This is a genomic window from Staphylococcus nepalensis, assembly GCF_014635045.1.
Classification (GTDB): domain Bacteria; phylum Bacillota; class Bacilli; order Staphylococcales; family Staphylococcaceae; genus Staphylococcus; species Staphylococcus nepalensis.
This window is the reverse complement of record NZ_BMCF01000002.1, coordinates 123,348-140,068: the sequence shown is the minus strand read 5'-3', so window position 1 is coordinate 140,068 and position 16,721 is coordinate 123,348. Positions and strand designations below refer to the sequence as shown.

16 protein-coding genes are annotated in these 16,721 nt (G+C 34.0%); 5 read left to right on the top strand and 11 right to left on the bottom strand.

Annotated elements, in window-relative coordinates; all coding sequences use genetic code 11:
- Positions 1-8 precede the first annotated feature (8 nt).
- Positions 9-1,301, bottom strand: a complete 1,293-nt coding sequence (locus IEU88_RS03760) for a DRTGG domain-containing protein (RefSeq protein WP_103373311.1) — start codon at positions 1,299-1,301, stop codon at positions 9-11.
- A gap of 223 nt (positions 1,302-1,524) precedes the next feature.
- On the opposite strand from IEU88_RS03760, the gene IEU88_RS03755 reads away from it, so the two are divergent.
- Complete coding sequence (locus IEU88_RS03755; RefSeq protein WP_096809204.1) at positions 1,525-1,938, top strand: universal stress protein; 414 nt, start codon at positions 1,525-1,527, stop codon at positions 1,936-1,938.
- Positions 1,939-2,242: 304 nt separating this feature from the next.
- Here the strand turns inward: IEU88_RS03755 and IEU88_RS03750 are convergent, their stop codons facing one another.
- Complete coding sequence (locus tag IEU88_RS03750) at positions 2,243-2,932, bottom strand: metal-dependent hydrolase (protein ID WP_096809202.1); 690 nt, start codon at positions 2,930-2,932, stop codon at positions 2,243-2,245.
- A gap of 206 nt (positions 2,933-3,138) precedes the next feature.
- On the opposite strand from IEU88_RS03750, the gene IEU88_RS03745 reads away from it, so the two are divergent.
- Together IEU88_RS03745 and IEU88_RS03740 are read left to right on the top strand one after the other, a co-directional pair.
- Positions 3,139-4,191, top strand: coding sequence for a M24 family metallopeptidase (locus IEU88_RS03745; RefSeq protein WP_096809200.1), 1,053 nt, complete (start codon positions 3,139-3,141; stop codon positions 4,189-4,191).
- Positions 4,188-4,817 (top strand): copper homeostasis protein CutC, encoded by a 630-nt coding sequence (locus tag IEU88_RS03740; RefSeq protein WP_103373019.1) that lies wholly within the window; start codon positions 4,188-4,190, stop codon positions 4,815-4,817. Before IEU88_RS03745 ends, IEU88_RS03740 begins: the two co-directional genes overlap by 4 nt.
- A gap of 270 nt (positions 4,818-5,087) precedes the next feature.
- Here IEU88_RS03740 and ald read toward each other — a convergent pair whose 3' ends face one another.
- Positions 5,088-6,203: an alanine dehydrogenase gene (ald, locus tag IEU88_RS03735; protein WP_096809197.1), complete on the bottom strand. Its 1,116-nt coding sequence runs from the start codon at positions 6,201-6,203 to the stop codon at positions 5,088-5,090.
- Between the two features lie 150 nt (positions 6,204-6,353).
- On the opposite strand from ald, the gene IEU88_RS03730 reads away from it, so the two are divergent.
- Together IEU88_RS03730 and IEU88_RS03725 are read left to right on the top strand one after the other, a co-directional pair.
- Positions 6,354-6,857 (top strand): universal stress protein, encoded by a 504-nt coding sequence (locus IEU88_RS03730; protein WP_096809194.1) that lies wholly within the window; start codon positions 6,354-6,356, stop codon positions 6,855-6,857.
- Between the two features lie 227 nt (positions 6,858-7,084).
- A complete protein-coding gene (locus IEU88_RS03725; protein WP_096809192.1) occupies positions 7,085-8,263 on the top strand; it encodes an esterase-like activity of phytase family protein in 1,179 nt (392 codons plus the stop codon).
- Between the two features lie 407 nt (positions 8,264-8,670).
- Here the strand turns inward: IEU88_RS03725 and IEU88_RS03720 are convergent, their stop codons facing one another.
- From IEU88_RS03720 to IEU88_RS03685, 8 genes are all read right to left on the bottom strand, one after another.
- A complete protein-coding gene (locus IEU88_RS03720) occupies positions 8,671-9,870 on the bottom strand; it encodes an acetate kinase (RefSeq protein WP_096809191.1) in 1,200 nt (399 codons plus the stop codon).
- 86 nt (positions 9,871-9,956) lie between these two features.
- Complete coding sequence (locus tag IEU88_RS03715) at positions 9,957-10,904, bottom strand: class I SAM-dependent methyltransferase (protein ID WP_103373020.1); 948 nt, start codon at positions 10,902-10,904, stop codon at positions 9,957-9,959.
- Positions 10,905-11,061: 157 nt separating this feature from the next.
- Positions 11,062-11,556 (bottom strand): thiol peroxidase, encoded by a 495-nt coding sequence (tpx, locus tag IEU88_RS03710; protein ID WP_096809186.1) that lies wholly within the window; start codon positions 11,554-11,556, stop codon positions 11,062-11,064.
- A 76-nt stretch (positions 11,557-11,632) separates the two neighbouring features.
- Positions 11,633-12,184 (bottom strand): RDD family protein, encoded by a 552-nt coding sequence (locus IEU88_RS03705; protein WP_103373021.1) that lies wholly within the window; start codon positions 12,182-12,184, stop codon positions 11,633-11,635.
- Positions 12,185-12,193: 9 nt separating this feature from the next.
- Positions 12,194-13,186: a signal peptide peptidase SppA gene (sppA, locus tag IEU88_RS03700; RefSeq protein WP_103373022.1), complete on the bottom strand. Its 993-nt coding sequence runs from the start codon at positions 13,184-13,186 to the stop codon at positions 12,194-12,196.
- 213 nt (positions 13,187-13,399) lie between these two features.
- Positions 13,400-14,176, bottom strand: a complete 777-nt coding sequence (locus IEU88_RS03695) for a sulfite exporter TauE/SafE family protein (RefSeq protein WP_096809181.1) — start codon at positions 14,174-14,176, stop codon at positions 13,400-13,402.
- Positions 14,177-14,251: 75 nt separating this feature from the next.
- The gene (gene thiI / locus IEU88_RS03690) at positions 14,252-15,475 is read right to left on the bottom strand and encodes a tRNA uracil 4-sulfurtransferase ThiI (RefSeq protein ID WP_096809179.1); all 1,224 of its coding nucleotides are present in this window, start codon (positions 15,473-15,475) and stop codon (positions 14,252-14,254) included.
- On the bottom strand, positions 15,472-16,608 hold the full coding sequence (locus IEU88_RS03685; RefSeq protein WP_103373023.1) for a cysteine desulfurase family protein: 1,137 nt from the start codon (positions 16,606-16,608) through the stop codon (positions 15,472-15,474). The genes thiI and IEU88_RS03685 overlap by 4 nt, the downstream gene beginning before the upstream one ends.
- Positions 16,609-16,721: the final 113 nt, after the last annotated feature.

Here is a 16,721-nt window from a genome sequence, read left to right as displayed (position 1 = left end):
AATTTTCTTTAATCTATCATCTGACAAATAATCATTGCTTTGGCGACATGTTTACCATCTCTCGTCATTGTAACCTCTAATTTAGCAAAATTTCTTCCTACATCTAACATATCATAATGCACGTTGATTTCAGATTCAATTTGCACTGTTTTAATGTAAATAATATTTAAGCTTTCGATCATCACTTCAAGTTTTTTTAATTTTCTCATCTCATAACGCACTGTTTCCTCAATAATAGCTACGAATACTGCCTTACTTAAAGTACCAAATTGATTTGTAAGCAGTGGTGAAGTTTGAACTTGAATAACATCATTAGTAATTGTAATGTGTTTAGCAATTTGGTCATTAATCGTTTCTCCTACTTGCGGTTGACGACTTAATAATTGCATCGCGGTTAGTACATCTTTTCTTGTAATAACACCAATTAGTTTTTTGCTTGGAGAAATAACAGGCAAAAGTTCGATGCCTTCCCAAATCATCATATGGGCACAATTAGCTACAGTAGTGGAAAGTTGCACATTGATGGGTGTCTTAGTCATAAAATGTGCCAATGTGTCATTATCTTCCATTTTAATAATTTCTTTACTAGTAATAATTCCAACTAAACGCCAATATTCATCAATCACCGGAAATCTTGAATGACCTGTGTGTTTCGCTTTTTCTTTATAATCATGCAAAGTCATATGGTCAAACACTACAGTGCCTTCGTTAACAGGTTTAACTATATCTTCAACAACCAAAATTTCTTTTCGAATCATTTGGTTATACATTGCTCTGTTAATAATATTAGCAACTAAATATGTATCATAATTTGAGGATAGTATGGGTAAATCATGTTCATCTGCATATTTAACAATTTCATCAGAAGTCCTAAAACCACCAGTGATCAATACTGCGCTTCCTCTTTTCAAAGCAGCTAATTGTACATCTTTTCTATTTCCAACAATTAATAATGTATGAGGGCTTAAATACTTTATCACATCTTCGATTTCCATTGCTCCGATAGCAAATTTTGTCAATGTTTTGATAAGCCCATTTCTACCGCCTAACACTTGTCCATCAATTATTTTTACAATTTCTCCAAATGTAAGTTGTTCGATTTGTTCGCGTGTTTTCTTTTCTATTCGGACTGTTCCAACTCGATCAATGGTCGCTACTAAACCTATTCTCCCAGCATCTTTAATAGCACGGTATGCTGTTCCTTCAGATACACTTAAATCTTTCGCTATTTTCCTAACAGAAATTTTTTGTCCTACTGCTAAAGATTCTATATAAGATAAAATTTGCTCATGCTTTGTCATTGTAATAACCTCATTTTTGGACATTTTCTATGATATTATAACTTTTTATAAATAAAATTGCGAAGTAATGATGTTAAAATCACTTTTTAACAACAATTATGACATATATTTCTACATAAATTAATATCTAAAAAGTTTTTTACTCAGTTTATATGAAAATACATAAATTTTAATTTGATTTGTGATAAACTTTAATTAGAATAGAGTTAAGGAGGGATGAACAATGTTCAAAAATATTTTACTTGGTGTTGATACAACACTTAAAAACGAAAAAGCACTTAAAGAAGTTTCTAAATTAGCTGGGAAAGACACTGTTGTAACAATTATGAATACAATTAGTGAACAAGATGCCCAAGCTTCAATTAAATCTGGTGTGCATTTAGATAAACTTGTTGAAAAACGAAGTGAAGGTTTAGAAAGTACACGTAATGCTTTAGAAGAATATGGTATCAAATATGATGAAATCATTGTCCGCGGCAATCCAAAAGAGCAATTAGTAAAAGAAGCGAATAGTGGAAAATATGAAATTATTGTTCTTAGTAACCGTCGTGCTGAAGAAAAGAAAAAATTTGTATTAGGTAGTGTGAGTCACAAAGTGGCTAAAAGAGCTAGCATCCCTGTTCTTATAGTAAAATAATAAAGATGAGGCTGGAACGCTTATTTACGTTTCAGCCTCATCTTTGTTCTCAACAATTGGTTGCTAAAGTGTTATGTTTAAACATTACTCTTAAAGAACTACTTTTAAAGCACACTCATATGCCTTCTTTTACGTTAGTAGTTCTTATCCAAGCGCTCTATCCTCTACCATTTCTATGAAAACGAGTAACACTTGTACACGTGCCAAGACTTAGCTTCTTTGTTCTTAACTTTCTAAATCTTGGCGGCGTATGGAAATGATTTTTAAAATATGATCCTGTACTACTATCTTTGCCATATCACAATTAAAATTCTACTGAATCACCTGGGTTAAGCACTTGCACTTCCCCTTCTGACACTGCAGCTTTAAATTCATCTGGATTTTGCTTAATCAAATCGAATGTATTGTAGTGGATTGGTACTGTAATACTAGGCTTAATGAATTGATTAATTGCATAGCTAGCATCATCAATTCCCATAGTGAAATTGTCACCGATTGGTATAAAACAAACATCAACTGGATGACGTTCTGCAATCAATTTCATATCACCAAACAACCCAGTATCACCTGTATGATATATTGTTTTGCCTTCTATTTCTAGAATTAGACCCATCGGCATACCTAAATAAACTGGGATACCATTCTCATCAGTTAAACTAGAACTATGAAATGCTTGCACAAATTTAACTGTACCAAACTCAAATTCAGCCTTACCGCCAATATTCATAGGTCTTACATTTTCAACATTTTTTGTAGTAGTCAAATAATCTCCTAATTCTGCAGAACCAATCACTGTTGCATGATTTCTATTTGCTAACTCCACAGTATCACCAAAATGATCTCCATGACCATGTGTCAAAATAATATAATCAACATCTAACGTTTCAGCATCTAAGTCAGACAACTCATTGCCTGTAATAAATGGATCGACAATAACTTTTTTACCATTCGCTTCAAAATAAATCGTTGATTGTCCATGAAAAGATAACTTCATATCGATAATTCCTCCCATAAATCTATTTAATTTATATATACCACAATTACAGCTGGTTATAACACATTTTTGTAAAACATCGACACAAATAGCCTTTTTTTTCATCGAAATTATAATCGGTCTATTTAATTTTAATATATTATTTTTGAATTCCTTCATAAACTAACATAAAATTAGTATGATATTACATTTAGGAGGATGAAACAATGAAGTTACAACAAGTTACAGAAGAACTGAAATCTCAACATGCTGACGCAGCATGGATTACCACACCACTGAATATTTTTTATTTCACAGGTTATTTAAGTGATCCTCATGAACGTTTACTAGCGTTACTTATCAAAGAAAATGGTGAGCAAGTCCTGTTTTGCCCACAACTGGAAGTAGAAGAAGTAAAAGCCTCTCCTTTTGAAGGTGAAATCATTGGCTATCTAGACACCGAAAACGCTTTAGATAAATACCCACTAGCTATTAATAAGATTCTGGTCGAAGCAGCGCATTTAACTTTACAACGCCAGCGTGAATTAATCGCAGCTTTCAATGTTCAATCATTTGGGGATATTGACCATATTATCAAATCTCTTCGTAATGTAAAAAGCGAGAGCGAAATAGCAAAAATTCGAAGAGCATGTGAACTCGCAGATAAATGTATTGAAATCGGTGTCAACTTTTTAAAAGAAGGCGTAACAGAACGCCAAGTAGTTAATCATATCGAATATGAAATTAAAGCTTATGGCGTAAATGAAATGAGTTTCGATACTATGGTGCTTTTCGGTGACCATGCTGCTTCACCTCATGGAGTCCCAGGAGACCGTCAATTACAAAATGATGAATTTGTATTATTTGATTTAGGTGTTATTTACGAAAATTACTGTAGTGATATGACAAGAACAGTACAATTTGGACAACCAAGTGCGGAAGCTCAAGCAATTTACGATACTGTTTTAAAAGCTGAACAAGAAGCCATTGCGGCAATTAAACCTGGAGTGACGATTAAAGACGTGGACGCTATCGCTCGTAACATTATTAGTGACGCTGGTTATGGTGACTATTTCCCTCACCGTTTGGGTCATGGATTAGGATTAGAAGAACATGAATATCAAGATGTGTCTAGTACAAATACAAATAAATTTGTACCTGGAATGGTTGTAACTGTGGAACCTGGTATATATGTTCCAGGCGTTGCTGGTGTACGTATTGAAGATGATATTCTCGTTACAGAAAATGGGAACGAAAGTTTAACAGGGTATCAAAAATGATTAAAGAAGCTGTAGTTGAAACAGTACAGGAAATTGAATATGCTATCAAACATGGCGCCGACCGAGTTGAACTTTGTGATAACTTAAGTGTCGGTGGCACAACACCAAGTATAGGCATGATAGAAATTGCGACTGAAATGTGTAAAGCTAATAACGTAGAAATCGCTGTGATGGTTCGTCCACGTGGCGGTAACTTTGTATATAGTCTTTATGATTTTGAAATTATGCAACGCGATATAACTGCGATCAAACGTTGTGGTATTGATTATTTTGTTTTCGGTTGCCTAACTGATGATGATACATTAAATGAATGGCAAATGAAGACATTAAAACAGCTAGCATCGCCGAAACAAGTTGTATGTCATATGGCGTTTGATCAAATACATTTACAGGGCCAAATAAAAGCGTTACACCAATTAATTGATATTGGCTTTACGCGTCTGCTAACGCACGGCGGTCCAGCTGATTCGGATATATTTGACAATCTAAACCAACTAGGTAAATTGGTAGTCAATTCAGGCGGGGATATCGAAATTATGCCTGGCGGTGGTCTGAACAAATTTAATGTACAAAAGCTCCTAGCTGCCTTTCCTTTCCAAGAAGTGCACGGCACTCAAATTGTTTAGCACCTAACGATGACAAACGAATAACGATCTTATGCTTTAATTTTCGTTGCGCCTTTTAGTCATGATTATACCAATCTTAAAAGCTAACTATAAGTGCAATGTCAGATTTAACCAACTACTGGCCTATATTGTAGTTGAGACTAGATTGTTTGTTTATGTCTCAATCGTATAGACGTTCATTGTTAATTAATTAAAAAAACTAGCCATCCCTTCGATTCGTATGAGATGGCCAGTTTTTTATTTTGATACTATTTTCCAAATTGAATCAAGTTATTTTAGTACGCTTTCAATATTGGCATATGTTAAATTTAACGCTTCTCCTACACCTTTATTTGTTAATACACCGTTAATTGTGTTCAAACCTAAAGATAAAGGCTCATTATCTTGTAATGCTTTTAAATAACCTTTTCCAGCAATTTGTAATGCGTATGGCAATGTCGCATTGTTTAATGCAATCGTAGAAGTACGTGGCACTGCACCAGGCATATTCGCTACTGCATAATGTACGACACCATGTTTTTTATATGTTGGATCATCATGCGTTGAAATGCGATCTGTTGTTTCGAAAATACCGCCTTGGTCAATAGCAATATCTACGATAACCGCACCATCTTTCATCGATTTAACCATGTCTTCAGAAACTAGATTGGGCGCTTTAGCTCCAGGTATTAACACCGCCCCAATCACTAAGTCACTATTTTTAACACATTCTTCTATATTTAATGGGTTAGACATAATCGTATGTACGCGACCATCGAATAAATCTTCAAGCTCTTGTAAACGCTTAGGGTTAACATCTAAAACTGTAACATCCGCGCCTAAACCTAAAGCGATTTTAGCAGCATTTGTACCCGCTTGGCCGCCGCCAATAATCGTTACACGACCTTTAGCTACGCCAGGCACACCGCTAAGTAAGATACCCATGCCCCCCTTGTATTTCTGTAAAAATTCAGCACCAATTTGAGCAGACATACGACCAGCCACTTCACTCATAGGTGTCAATAGTGGTAATGATTTATCAGGCAACTGAACCGTTTCATACGCGATTGCAATGACTTTATTTTCTAATAAAGCTTGTGTTAATTTCTTTTCATTTGCTAGATGTAAATACGTAAATAGAATTAAATCCTCTTTAAAATATTGAAACTCTTCTTCTAATGGTTCTTTAACTTTCATAACCATGTCAACATCCCATACTTCAGCAGGCCCATTACCAATTTTAGCTCCAGCTGTTATATAGTCTTCGTCTTCAAAATATGAACCTAAACCTGCAGACTTTTCAACAATGACAGAGTGCCCTTCTTCTACTAAAGCATGTACACCACTAGGGGATAAACTTACTCTATTTTCATTGTTTTTAATCTCTTTCGGAATACCTATGATCATTTTATCCACCTCCAAATTTATAGTAACGTGTATTTTGTGAAAGCGCAATCATAGTTTAGAGTATTTTTACATTATTAATGACTACAAATTATGTTAATATTCTGTAAATAGTGGTATAATATAATCAAGAAGATGAAGGAGGTAATTGTGATGCTAACTTATAAAAACATATTAATTGCAGTAGATGGATCACATGAAGCTGAATGGGCGTTCAACAAAGCAGTAGACGTAGCAAAACGTAATGAAGCAAAATTAACTATTGTAAATGTAATTGATTCAAGAACTTATTCTTCCTATGAAGTTTACGATGCTCAATTTACCGAAAAATCTAAAAACTTCTCTGAAGATCTATTGAAAGGTTACAAAGAAGTCGCTACAAATGCTGGCGTTACTGACGTGGAAACACGTTTAGAATTTGGCTCTCCAAAGGCAATTATACCTAAAAAATTGGCAGCGGATGTCGAAGCAGATTTAATTATGTGTGGTACTTCAGGCCTTAATGCGGTCGAAAGATTCATAGTCGGCTCTGTATCAGAAGCCATCGTTCGCCACTCACCTTGTGACGTATTAGTTGTGCGCACTGAAGAACTTCCTGAAGATTTCCAACCACAAGTTGCTACAGACGAATTCAGATCAAAATATCAAGCGCGTTAATAATAGCGTAATTTAACTGGATTGTTAAACCATGTCATCCTGTGAATCATACAAATACTCAAAAATAGTTTGCCTCAATGTTGAGAGCAAACTATTTTTTTATAATCTGCTTTTAGGTCGCTTTTTAAATTAATTTGTTATAAACATGTTATATCAATTTCAAACAAAATTCATATTTGTATTTTAAAATTTAAATCAAACAGCACATAAATAAAGGAGTAGATGATATGAATTCTTTTAAAAGGATAATTATTTTGAGTATAGTAGGTTGTTCCATTTTAAGTCTTTCCTCTAATACATATGCAGAAACAAAAAATATGAAATCCAATCAAAAAACTGCCTCGCAACTAACATACATCGATACAGAAACCATCCCCTATCAAACAAAATACAAAGGGGCTAGTATCGGTGGCTTGTCTGGCATAGATTACGACCCTAAAAGTAACACATGGCTAATGATTAGTGACGATCGTTCAGAAAAAGACCATGCTAGATTTTATGAAGCACATATTAATTATAATAAGCAACAGTTTAATCATATTAAGTTTACTCAAATGCATTATCTAAAACAGCCAGATAAAACAACATATCCAAACAAAAATGACTTTACCTCTGAATCAAATCATGCGGTAGCCGATCCTGAATCAATTCGCGTTAATCCTTTAAACAATCATCAAATTCTATACACCAGTGAAGGCGACCGTGAGTTGGGGTTAAATCCATTCATAAGAATAGCATCTAAAAATGGTGATTTTATTTCTGAAATTCCAATACATACCCCACTTAAAATGGATCATCAAAACAAACAAGGCTTTCGTAATAATCTAGCATTAGAAGGCAGTACCTTTACTGAAGATGGCAAACATATTTGGGCATCGATGGAAGCACCAATTATTCAAGATGATCAATTACCAACTACAAATTCAGGTTCCCATACCCGCTTAACACAGTATAATAGACAAGGAGATACCATCTCTGAAATTGCCTACCCGCTAGACGCCATCCCTCAAAAACCTGGTAAAAATAAAGAAGCAGAAAATGGCATCGCCGAAATATTAATGTTAAATGAAAAAGAACTTTTAATATTAGAACGTGCAAGTGTTCAAAACAATAATAATCAATTTAAAAATGATATACGTATATATAAAGCGGATGTGACGAGTGGCACAAACATTAAAAATATGAATTCAATTCAAAATCATAAAATATCACCAGTTAAAAAACATTTAATTGCAAATTTAAATGAACAAGATGTTGGCCATATTGATAATATTGAAGGTATGACATTCGGTCCTAAACTACCAAATGGCCATGACAGTTTAGTGCTTATTTCAGATAATAACTTCAATAACAAACAGCAAACGAATCTGATTGCTTTTGATGTAGAGCCAACAGATGAAAAATAATATGTAAACTATAAGACGACTAACTATTGAATTAAACACAGTTGTGTCGTCTTTTAGTTTTGCCCCAAATATTTAAGTAGTTGTCAAAAAGTATAATGGGTTTAAAATCTTTTAACATATATGACCTTGATTTAAGCTATAAGCATTTAATTAAAAGAAAATAATGACCTTTTTAAATGATATACGCTGAGACACCGAATTTAAGTATATAAAAAAGCGAGATAGAATTTATAAATTCTATCTCGCCCTCGCATGTATAAGTAAAAAGTGAAGTTAAATCACAAACACGTGTTAAAGCATATGCATAAGTATCACTAACTGCATAAATTAAGAAGTGCTACTTTACGCTCACGCTGTGTATCCTACTTTGAAGCCGAGACATAATTGATATCTCGTCCTCTGTAACATTAGTCTAAATTACCAAATTTAACAACATCGCGTGCAATCATTACTTCTTCGTTCGTTGGAATCACGATAACTTTAACAGGTGAATGTGGATAGTTAATAAAGCCTTCTTCGCCATGAATCGCTTCATTTTTCTTAGCGTCCCAATAAACACCCATAAATTCTAAACCTTCTAATACTTTTGCTCTAACAGGATCAGAGTTTTCACCAACACCTGCAGTAAAGATAATCACATCTACACCGTGCATACGCGTAGCATACGAGCCAATATATTTATGAATTCTAGATGCAAATACATCTAACGCTAACTGTGCACGTTCTTTACCAGATTTAGCATCGTCAATAATATCTCTTAAATCACTTGAAGTACCAGAAATACCTAATAAACCAGATTCTTTATTTAGCGTGTTGAGTACTTCTTCGGCGTTTTTACCAGTTTTTTCCATAATAAATGGAATTAAAGCTGGGTCAATGTTACCTGAACGCGTGCCCATAGTAACGCCTGCTAATGGTGTGAAGCCCATTGAAGTATCTACAGATTCGCCTCCATCTATCGCTGCTATTGACGCACCATTACCGATATGACATGAAATGATACGCAACTCTTCAATTGGTTTCCCCAAAATTTCAGCAGCGCGTTGTGATACATATTTATGACTTGTACCGTGGAAGCCATATTTACGAATACCATAATCTTCATAATATTGATAAGGTAAACTATATAAATATGATTTTTCTGGCATTGTTTGATGGAATGAAGTATCAAATATAGCTACATGTGGGATTTCTGGTAACAACTTGCGGAAAGCACGAATACCCATTAAGTTTGCAGGGTTGTGTAGTGGTGCTAATTCACTTAGAGATTCAATTTGCTCTTCAACTTCATCTGTAACGTAAACAGAATTCGGGAATAATTCCCCTCCATGTACAACACGGTGTCCTGTGCCATCAATATCGTAGATACTGTCAATCACGCCATGTTTCTTGAAGCTTTCTAGCATGATATTAACCGCTTGTTCATGATCTGCAATATCTAAAGTTTCTTTATGTTTTTCTTCATTTACTTCAATTGTAAATACAGAGTCTTTTAACCCAATACGTTCAATAAGTCCCTTAGTAACAATTTTTTCTTCCGGCATTTCAATAAGTTGAAATTTCAATGATGAACTACCAGCGTTAATGGCCAAAATTAATTTTGACATAGCATAATGCCTCCAATTTAAATTAAGTTTTTAATATCCATATCTATTTAATCATTAATACAGTGCGAATTCAAGAATATTACAGTTTAATTTTCAGGGTGATTTTCTGCCATCCAAGCATTTAAATCTTGTAAAAATGCTTGGAACTGTTGTGGGCTTTTGAAATCAGGTATATTTGCTAATAGCACCTCTACAGGCTTCGTTACATTAGTTTCTTTTTTCTGTAAAATAAGGATAGATTTACGTGCCTTTTCATTTTTAAACAATGTAGATGGTAAATTTAAAAATGCTTGCATTTCTGTTTCTGTAGCAATAAAGTTTTGCAACTGTTTCACATTTGTACCTTCAAATAAATCACTTGGCACCACTAAGAATGCATAACCAGATGTTTTTAATGCACTAATTGCTTGTTCAATTAATAAATAGTGCGAAAAACTATGCCCTTCATCAAACCCTAATTCCATTTCTTTGCTTCTGTCATCTAATGGATAATAACCAATGGGTAGATCGCCAATAACGACGTCGGCATCTTCAAAAGGTAAAGGCATGATAGCATCTTGAGGATACACATCAAATGGGATTTCTAAAAAGTTTGCTAAATGTACACTTACGCGTGATAATACTGGGTCGACTTCAACGAGATGATGCATCATTGTATGTTCCGATAATACCTCGTGTACAGAAGCACTCAAATGTCCAGCGCCACTAGCTATATCCGCAATATGAAATGCTTCTTTATTCTTTAAGAAGCGTGCTGCAAGAAACCCTAAAATCATGCCGATTGAATCAGGCGTAATTTGGTGATTAGCTTGGATATCTTCTTTTTGCATTAAATTTAGGTAAGCAAATTGAAATGCCTTACGTCTATCTTGTAAGGTTGCCTGTTCAAGCAATGATCTTTGTTCCGTATAAACGTTTTCCATTGCAAGCCCTAAATTTTCCATAAAACTTTGGCCATTCTCTTCGTTCAAAGCCTTAGCTTTATCATCGAGTGTTTTAAATAATTTCTCCATTACTGTTTCTTCTTGTGCCATTTAAAAGTCCTTTCTAAAAAACTGTCCATAATTAAGTTGAAATTAAGTCAGTACCCCTAACTTATATTACCAAATAATTATGGACAGTTTGAATTATAATGTCAATGATACTGTTTATGAGTCGGTTCAAACGTATGCTTATGACAATTTTATATTTTTATATGCTTCGGTATGCTTCTAAAGCTGCATCAAAATCTGGAAAATCTGTGCCTTCAGGAACAACTTCAGTATAAATTACTTTATTATTTTTATCTAATACAAAAACAGAACGCGCTAACAAGCGTAATTCTTCCATAACTACGCCATATGTTTTACCAAAAGATAAATCTCTATGATCGCTCAAAGTGATTACGTTGTCTAATCCATTTGATGCACACCATCTTTTTTGCGCAAATGGCAGATCTGCAGAAATCGTTAATACAACGCCATCTTCTTCCGCAGCTTCTTCATTAAATTTACGTGTTTGTTGATCACATACACCTGTGTCTATTGATGGAACCACACTGATTAATTTTTTTTGTCCATCGTAAGTTTCTAGATTTACTTCATTCAAGTCGTTGTCTAACACAGTAAATTCTGGAGCAAATTCTCCTTTTTTCACTTGAGAACCATATAAAGTTACTGGTTCCTGTTTAAATGTAATTTGTGCCATATTGCACGCCTCCTATTAAAAAGTACTTACATCAAATAGTATACCCGTTTGCTGTATTAAAATAAACTTATACCTACTAAAGTTTGTTACTTTCTTTTAGGTAAAAGATTTTTTCGAATTTATTTTTTATTACTACCGTGTTAGCAAAGAAGTCGTGAATCCCTCTATGCTTGTCAGTAAATAATGTAACCAAGTACGGTAAGTTAAACATTACACCACTGATAATACGGCCGATCCATTCTCTAAATAAAACATCCGACCATGAAAGCGGTTGACGATCTAACCGTTCTACTCTAATATTACAAATCATTTTTCCAATAGTTTGTTTGAAAAACTTAGTCATTAATACAAAGTAAATATAAAAAATAAGTGCATCTAACATATGACCGATACTAAAATAATCAATCCATAACTTCATTTCATCTATATTAGTAAATTGATATATGGGCTTTAAAACCAAACTATGAAGACCAAATATGATTAATAAATCAATAATAAAGCTCCAAAATCTTATCCCAAACCCGGCGTATAAAGACTTCGCTAATTGTTGGTGATAGAGTGTTTCTATTTCAGATGTATGATTTTTCGAATCGTTTTGTACCGCTTCTTCGTTTGTGTGCTTATCCATTATATACACCTAACCTTCGTATAGATACATCGGTTCAGCTTCTGTATCATTTTTGATAATTGATTTTAATTCGTTTAAGTCATTCTTGAATTGACCTATTGTTGTTTTAGTGGAATAGAGAGAGCTGAACCAACCGCCGCCTTCGCTATATTTAAATACTTCTGCATCTTCAGCATTGATATCTTTTTTTAGTGCTTTCAAAGCGTTATCTTTATAACCAATTTCATCTATCAAGCCATTTGCTTTAGCTTGTTGCGCACTATAGATACGACCGTCAGCCAATTTTTTAACTTTTTCTTCTGACATGTCTCTGCCATCTTCAACAATATTAACAAATCGTTCATAACTATCGTCTAATACTGACTGCAATATATCTTTTTCTTCACTAGTCATTTCTCTGGAACTACTCATAATATCTTTATGTTTACCAGATTTGATTACATTTTCTTTAACGCCTAGTTTTTCTTGTAAACCTGAATAATCTACGTTTGACATAATAACGCCTATGGAACCAGTTGTCGTTTGAGGACCAGCGTAAATTTTATCAGATGGTGCAGCTATATAATAACCACCTGAAGCGGCCATTGACCCCATATGTACATAAACCTTTTTATGTTTTTGTTTTATTTCTTTAATCTTTTTATAAATTTCATCACTTGGGTATGTGCCACCACCAGGTGTATTAATACTTAACAGCACACCTTTAATCGAACTATCTTTTTTAACTTTATCTAATTGTTTAAGAAATGCTTCGTGGTTATAACCAGATCCTCCAAACATACCGCCTCCGGTTCCTTCAGCTATTTCTCCATTTAAAGTTAAATGCGCAATTCTCTTGGTAGCGTCGCCTTCTTTTTCAACTGTTTCAGTAAATGGATCCATTTCCGATGAACTATCTTCATTAAAAAGCGAAGATATAACAGTCGAAATCGAACTCATAACGACACCTCCTAGTACAATAACTACTGCAAGTACAATTGCTATGCCCCTTTTCTTCGACATCTCTATTCACTCCCATAATATTTATTTCAATCTTTCCAAATACAATTTAAACATAATCAATTAAACGGTGTATACCTCAATTTACTTTTTAAATATAAAAGGAGCAGGCTAACGAAAACAAATATTTCTATTTTAGTTTTCTTGCCTGCTTCATTATTTTTATAAATATGCTATTAAAATAATATATTGTTATAATTTAAATTATACTTTCACCTAATGTATTACTTGTATAATATAGTCATAAGCATTTTTTAAAATTAATATTGCTGTAACGATAATAAACAAACCTTTGACATAGCTTACACCTTTTTTAATTGCAAAAGCTGCACCAACATAAGAGCCACAAATCATACTTATAGCCATAATCAACCCATAAAAATAGTCAACCTGACCTAGTATCATGAATAATAATAAAGCACCTAAATTGGATGCAAAATTTAATACTTTAGCATTACCTGCAGCCCCTAAAAAATCAAAGCCAAACATTAATAGAATAAAGAGCATAAATGACCCTGTTCCGCCACCTAAAAATCCATCATAAAAACCTATTAATGACATAAGCATGGTAAATATGACTGCTTTTCCAAACGTTAATTTAGTGTACGTACGGACACTGCCCCAATCTTTTTTGGCAAGTGTATAAATCATGACTATTGTTAATATTATAATTACGAGTGGTTTCAACAATTCAGCCGGTAAAAACGTAGCCACGCTTGCACCACACACAGATAAAATAAATACAAACGGAAATAGTTTTCCTACAATCTTTAGATCAACATTACCTGATCTCAAAAAGCGATAAGCGCTTGTTAAAGAACCAAAAGAACTTGCTAGCTTATTTGTCCCTAATGCCATTGAAGGGGGCATGCCTACTGCTAATAACGCTGGTATAGAAATTAGTCCACCGCCACCTACAACAGCATCAATAAAAGCTGCTAAAAAACCTAGAAGTATAATTATAAGGACAATTGAAATATCCCAATCTAACATGTTTCCATCCCCTGTCTATATTATCTAATTTATAAGCATTCATTATGATATCTAATAGATAAATGTAAGGCTATATTAGAATAAATTATCTGCTAGTGCTTGTGTTTCAGAATCTTTGTCACTTTGATAATCTGGTGTGATTGTTAAAGTTTCAATTTGTTCAAACGCTTCTTGCACTAAAGGTTCAAAATCATAGACGCTTTCAAATTTTTCTACTTTTTCAATATCTGGTTCTGTTACAGGGTTTTTGGGTGTGAAAATTGTGCAACAATCTTCAAATGGCTGAATAGAAACATCAAACGTACCGATATCTTTAGATTTTTTGACAATATCTTCTTTGTCTAGAGTTAATAGCGGACGTAATACTGGCGTTGATGTCACACGATTAATTGCGTACATACTTTTTAATGTTTGGCTCGCAACCTGTCCTAAATTTTCACCATTTACAATGGCATGTGCGCCAATCTCATGCACAAGTTTATCTGCAACACGCATCATCATACGTCGCGTTGAAGTCATCGTATATCGTTCATGGACTTCTTTATTAATTTGTTTTTGTAAGTTAGTAAATGGCACAATGTGTAATTTGATAGGGCCAACGTGTGTCGACATAATTCGTGTTAATTCAATCACTTTATCTTTCGCTTTTTCACTTGTGAATGGTGGGCTATGAAAGTGAATTGCTTCGACAGTGACCCCTCTTCTCATAACCTCAATACCTGCTACCGGAGAATCAATGCCACCCGATAACATCAATAACGTCTTGCCGCCTGTACCAACTGGTAGACCGCCTGAACCAGAAATCACTTTATCATAAACATAAATCGCATCTAAACGTACTTCTACTTTAATTGTATGATCAGGGTGATGTACATCCACCGTTAAATGGTCTGTCGCATTTAACACTGCACCACCAATATCCTTTTGCAATTGATACGTATCATATGAAAAGTTTTTATCTGAACGTTTGACGTCAATTTTAAACGTATCGTCACTTTCGTAATCTCGAGCAAATTTCACAGCAATATCACGTACCGCTTCCACTGTTTTCTCAATTTTCAACACAGGGCTTATAGAATATATACCGAATACTTTTTCCAGTCTACGACACATTTCATCTATATCTGCCCCTTCGTATAATTCAATGTACATTCTATCTCTATTCGCTTTAACTTTATAACCTTGCAACGGCATTAAAGCACGTTTAACATTTGCACGCAATTTATTAACAAACATCTTTCGGTTAGCGCCTTTTAATGTTAGTTCGCCATATCTCACTAATATGTGATCATAAATCATCTTAACAACTCCCTTACTTCTTCATATACATTTTTAAATTTTTCTTTGAAAGTTTGAATATCATCAGAGGTCGTATTAGCACCCATGGATATTCGAATACTACCTTCGATTTGTTTTTTGGGTATCTTCATTGCTAAAAGTACTTCGTTTAAAGACGCTTTTTTAGATGAGCAAGCGCTTGTAGTAGAAAGCATAATATCATTTTTAGAAAATGCATTAACTAAAACTTCACCTTTCACACCAGGAAGGCCAATATTCAAAATGTGCGGCGATGCACCGAGAGGAGAATTGACTTGCACACCATGGTAACCTTTCAGAAATTGAATGATTTCGAGATTAAATGCACTTAATTTATTATACAATTCATTCGTTTCATTTACAGCTATTTTCAAGGCTTTTACTATGGATATGTCTACAGGTAAATTCACTGTCCCACTTCTGACGCCATACTCTTGTCCGCCACCGTGAATAATCGGTTCAAGCTGATGTAAGTTACGCACAAATAAAACACCTTGGCCTTTTAATCCATGAAATTTATGCCCACTTAAACTTAACGTATCTGCCGCTTCAAAATTTAAGGGGACTTTTCCTATTGCTTGCACTGCATCTACATGTAAATGTGCTTTAGGATATTGATGTACAATTTGAGCCACTTCTTCTAATGGTTGAACTTGCCCCATTATATTATTTACATGCATACAAGTGACAAGCGCTACGTCATCTGACATTAATGAGTTTAAATGCTCTAAATCAAGTTGTCCTTCCTTCGTCACGTTTACATATTCTATATTAAATCCTTCATTTTCTAATGAACGCACAACTTCTAACACTGAAGGGTGTTCTAAAACAGAAGTAATAATGACATTAGCAAAATCTTTTTTCTTATAAGCAATACCTTTAATTGCTATATTATTTGATTCGGTTGCCCCGCTCGTAAACACAATATCAAAACTATTTTTTAAATGAAATAGCTCTTTAATTTGTGCTTTCGTTTTTTGTAATAATTGCTCTGCTTGTAAGCCAGCTTTATGCGGACTATTAGGATTAAAGTATAGCGATTCATTCACAGTAATAAATGTATCTAATACGTCTTGATGCGGCTTAGTCGTCGCAGCATTATCAAGATAAATCAATTTGTTCACTCCAGTTCTGTATAGTTGATTGTTTATTGTTTTGTTGAGTTCTTAGCAATTATCGAAATATGGATAAATACTTATCCTTTTTAACATATTTTTAGCGTTTTCCT

Coding starts and splice junctions, on each gene's coding strand:
- IEU88_RS03760 (WP_103373311.1), bottom strand. CDS start 1,301: ATGACAAAGCATGAGCAAATTTTATCTTATATAGAATCTTTAGCAGTA.
- IEU88_RS03755 (WP_096809204.1), top strand. CDS start 1,525: ATGTTCAAAAATATTTTACTTGGTGTTGATACAACACTTAAAAACGAA.
- IEU88_RS03750 (WP_096809202.1), bottom strand. CDS start 2,932: ATGAAGTTATCTTTTCATGGACAATCAACGATTTATTTTGAAGCGAAT.
- IEU88_RS03745 (WP_096809200.1), top strand. CDS start 3,139: ATGAAGTTACAACAAGTTACAGAAGAACTGAAATCTCAACATGCTGAC.
- IEU88_RS03740 (WP_103373019.1), top strand. CDS start 4,188: ATGATTAAAGAAGCTGTAGTTGAAACAGTACAGGAAATTGAATATGCT.
- ald (WP_096809197.1), bottom strand. CDS start 6,203: ATGATCATAGGTATTCCGAAAGAGATTAAAAACAATGAAAATAGAGTA.
- IEU88_RS03730 (WP_096809194.1), top strand. CDS start 6,354: ATGCTAACTTATAAAAACATATTAATTGCAGTAGATGGATCACATGAA.
- IEU88_RS03725 (WP_096809192.1), top strand. CDS start 7,085: ATGAATTCTTTTAAAAGGATAATTATTTTGAGTATAGTAGGTTGTTCC.
- IEU88_RS03720 (WP_096809191.1), bottom strand. CDS start 9,870: ATGTCAAAATTAATTTTGGCCATTAACGCTGGTAGTTCATCATTGAAA.
- IEU88_RS03715 (WP_103373020.1), bottom strand. CDS start 10,904: ATGGCACAAGAAGAAACAGTAATGGAGAAATTATTTAAAACACTCGAT.
- tpx (WP_096809186.1), bottom strand. CDS start 11,556: ATGGCACAAATTACATTTAAACAGGAACCAGTAACTTTATATGGTTCT.
- IEU88_RS03705 (WP_103373021.1), bottom strand. CDS start 12,184: ATGGATAAGCACACAAACGAAGAAGCGGTACAAAACGATTCGAAAAAT.
- sppA (WP_103373022.1), bottom strand. CDS start 13,186: ATGTCGAAGAAAAGGGGCATAGCAATTGTACTTGCAGTAGTTATTGTA.
- IEU88_RS03695 (WP_096809181.1), bottom strand. CDS start 14,176: ATGTTAGATTGGGATATTTCAATTGTCCTTATAATTATACTTCTAGGT.
- thiI (WP_096809179.1), bottom strand. CDS start 15,475: ATGATTTATGATCACATATTAGTGAGATATGGCGAACTAACATTAAAA.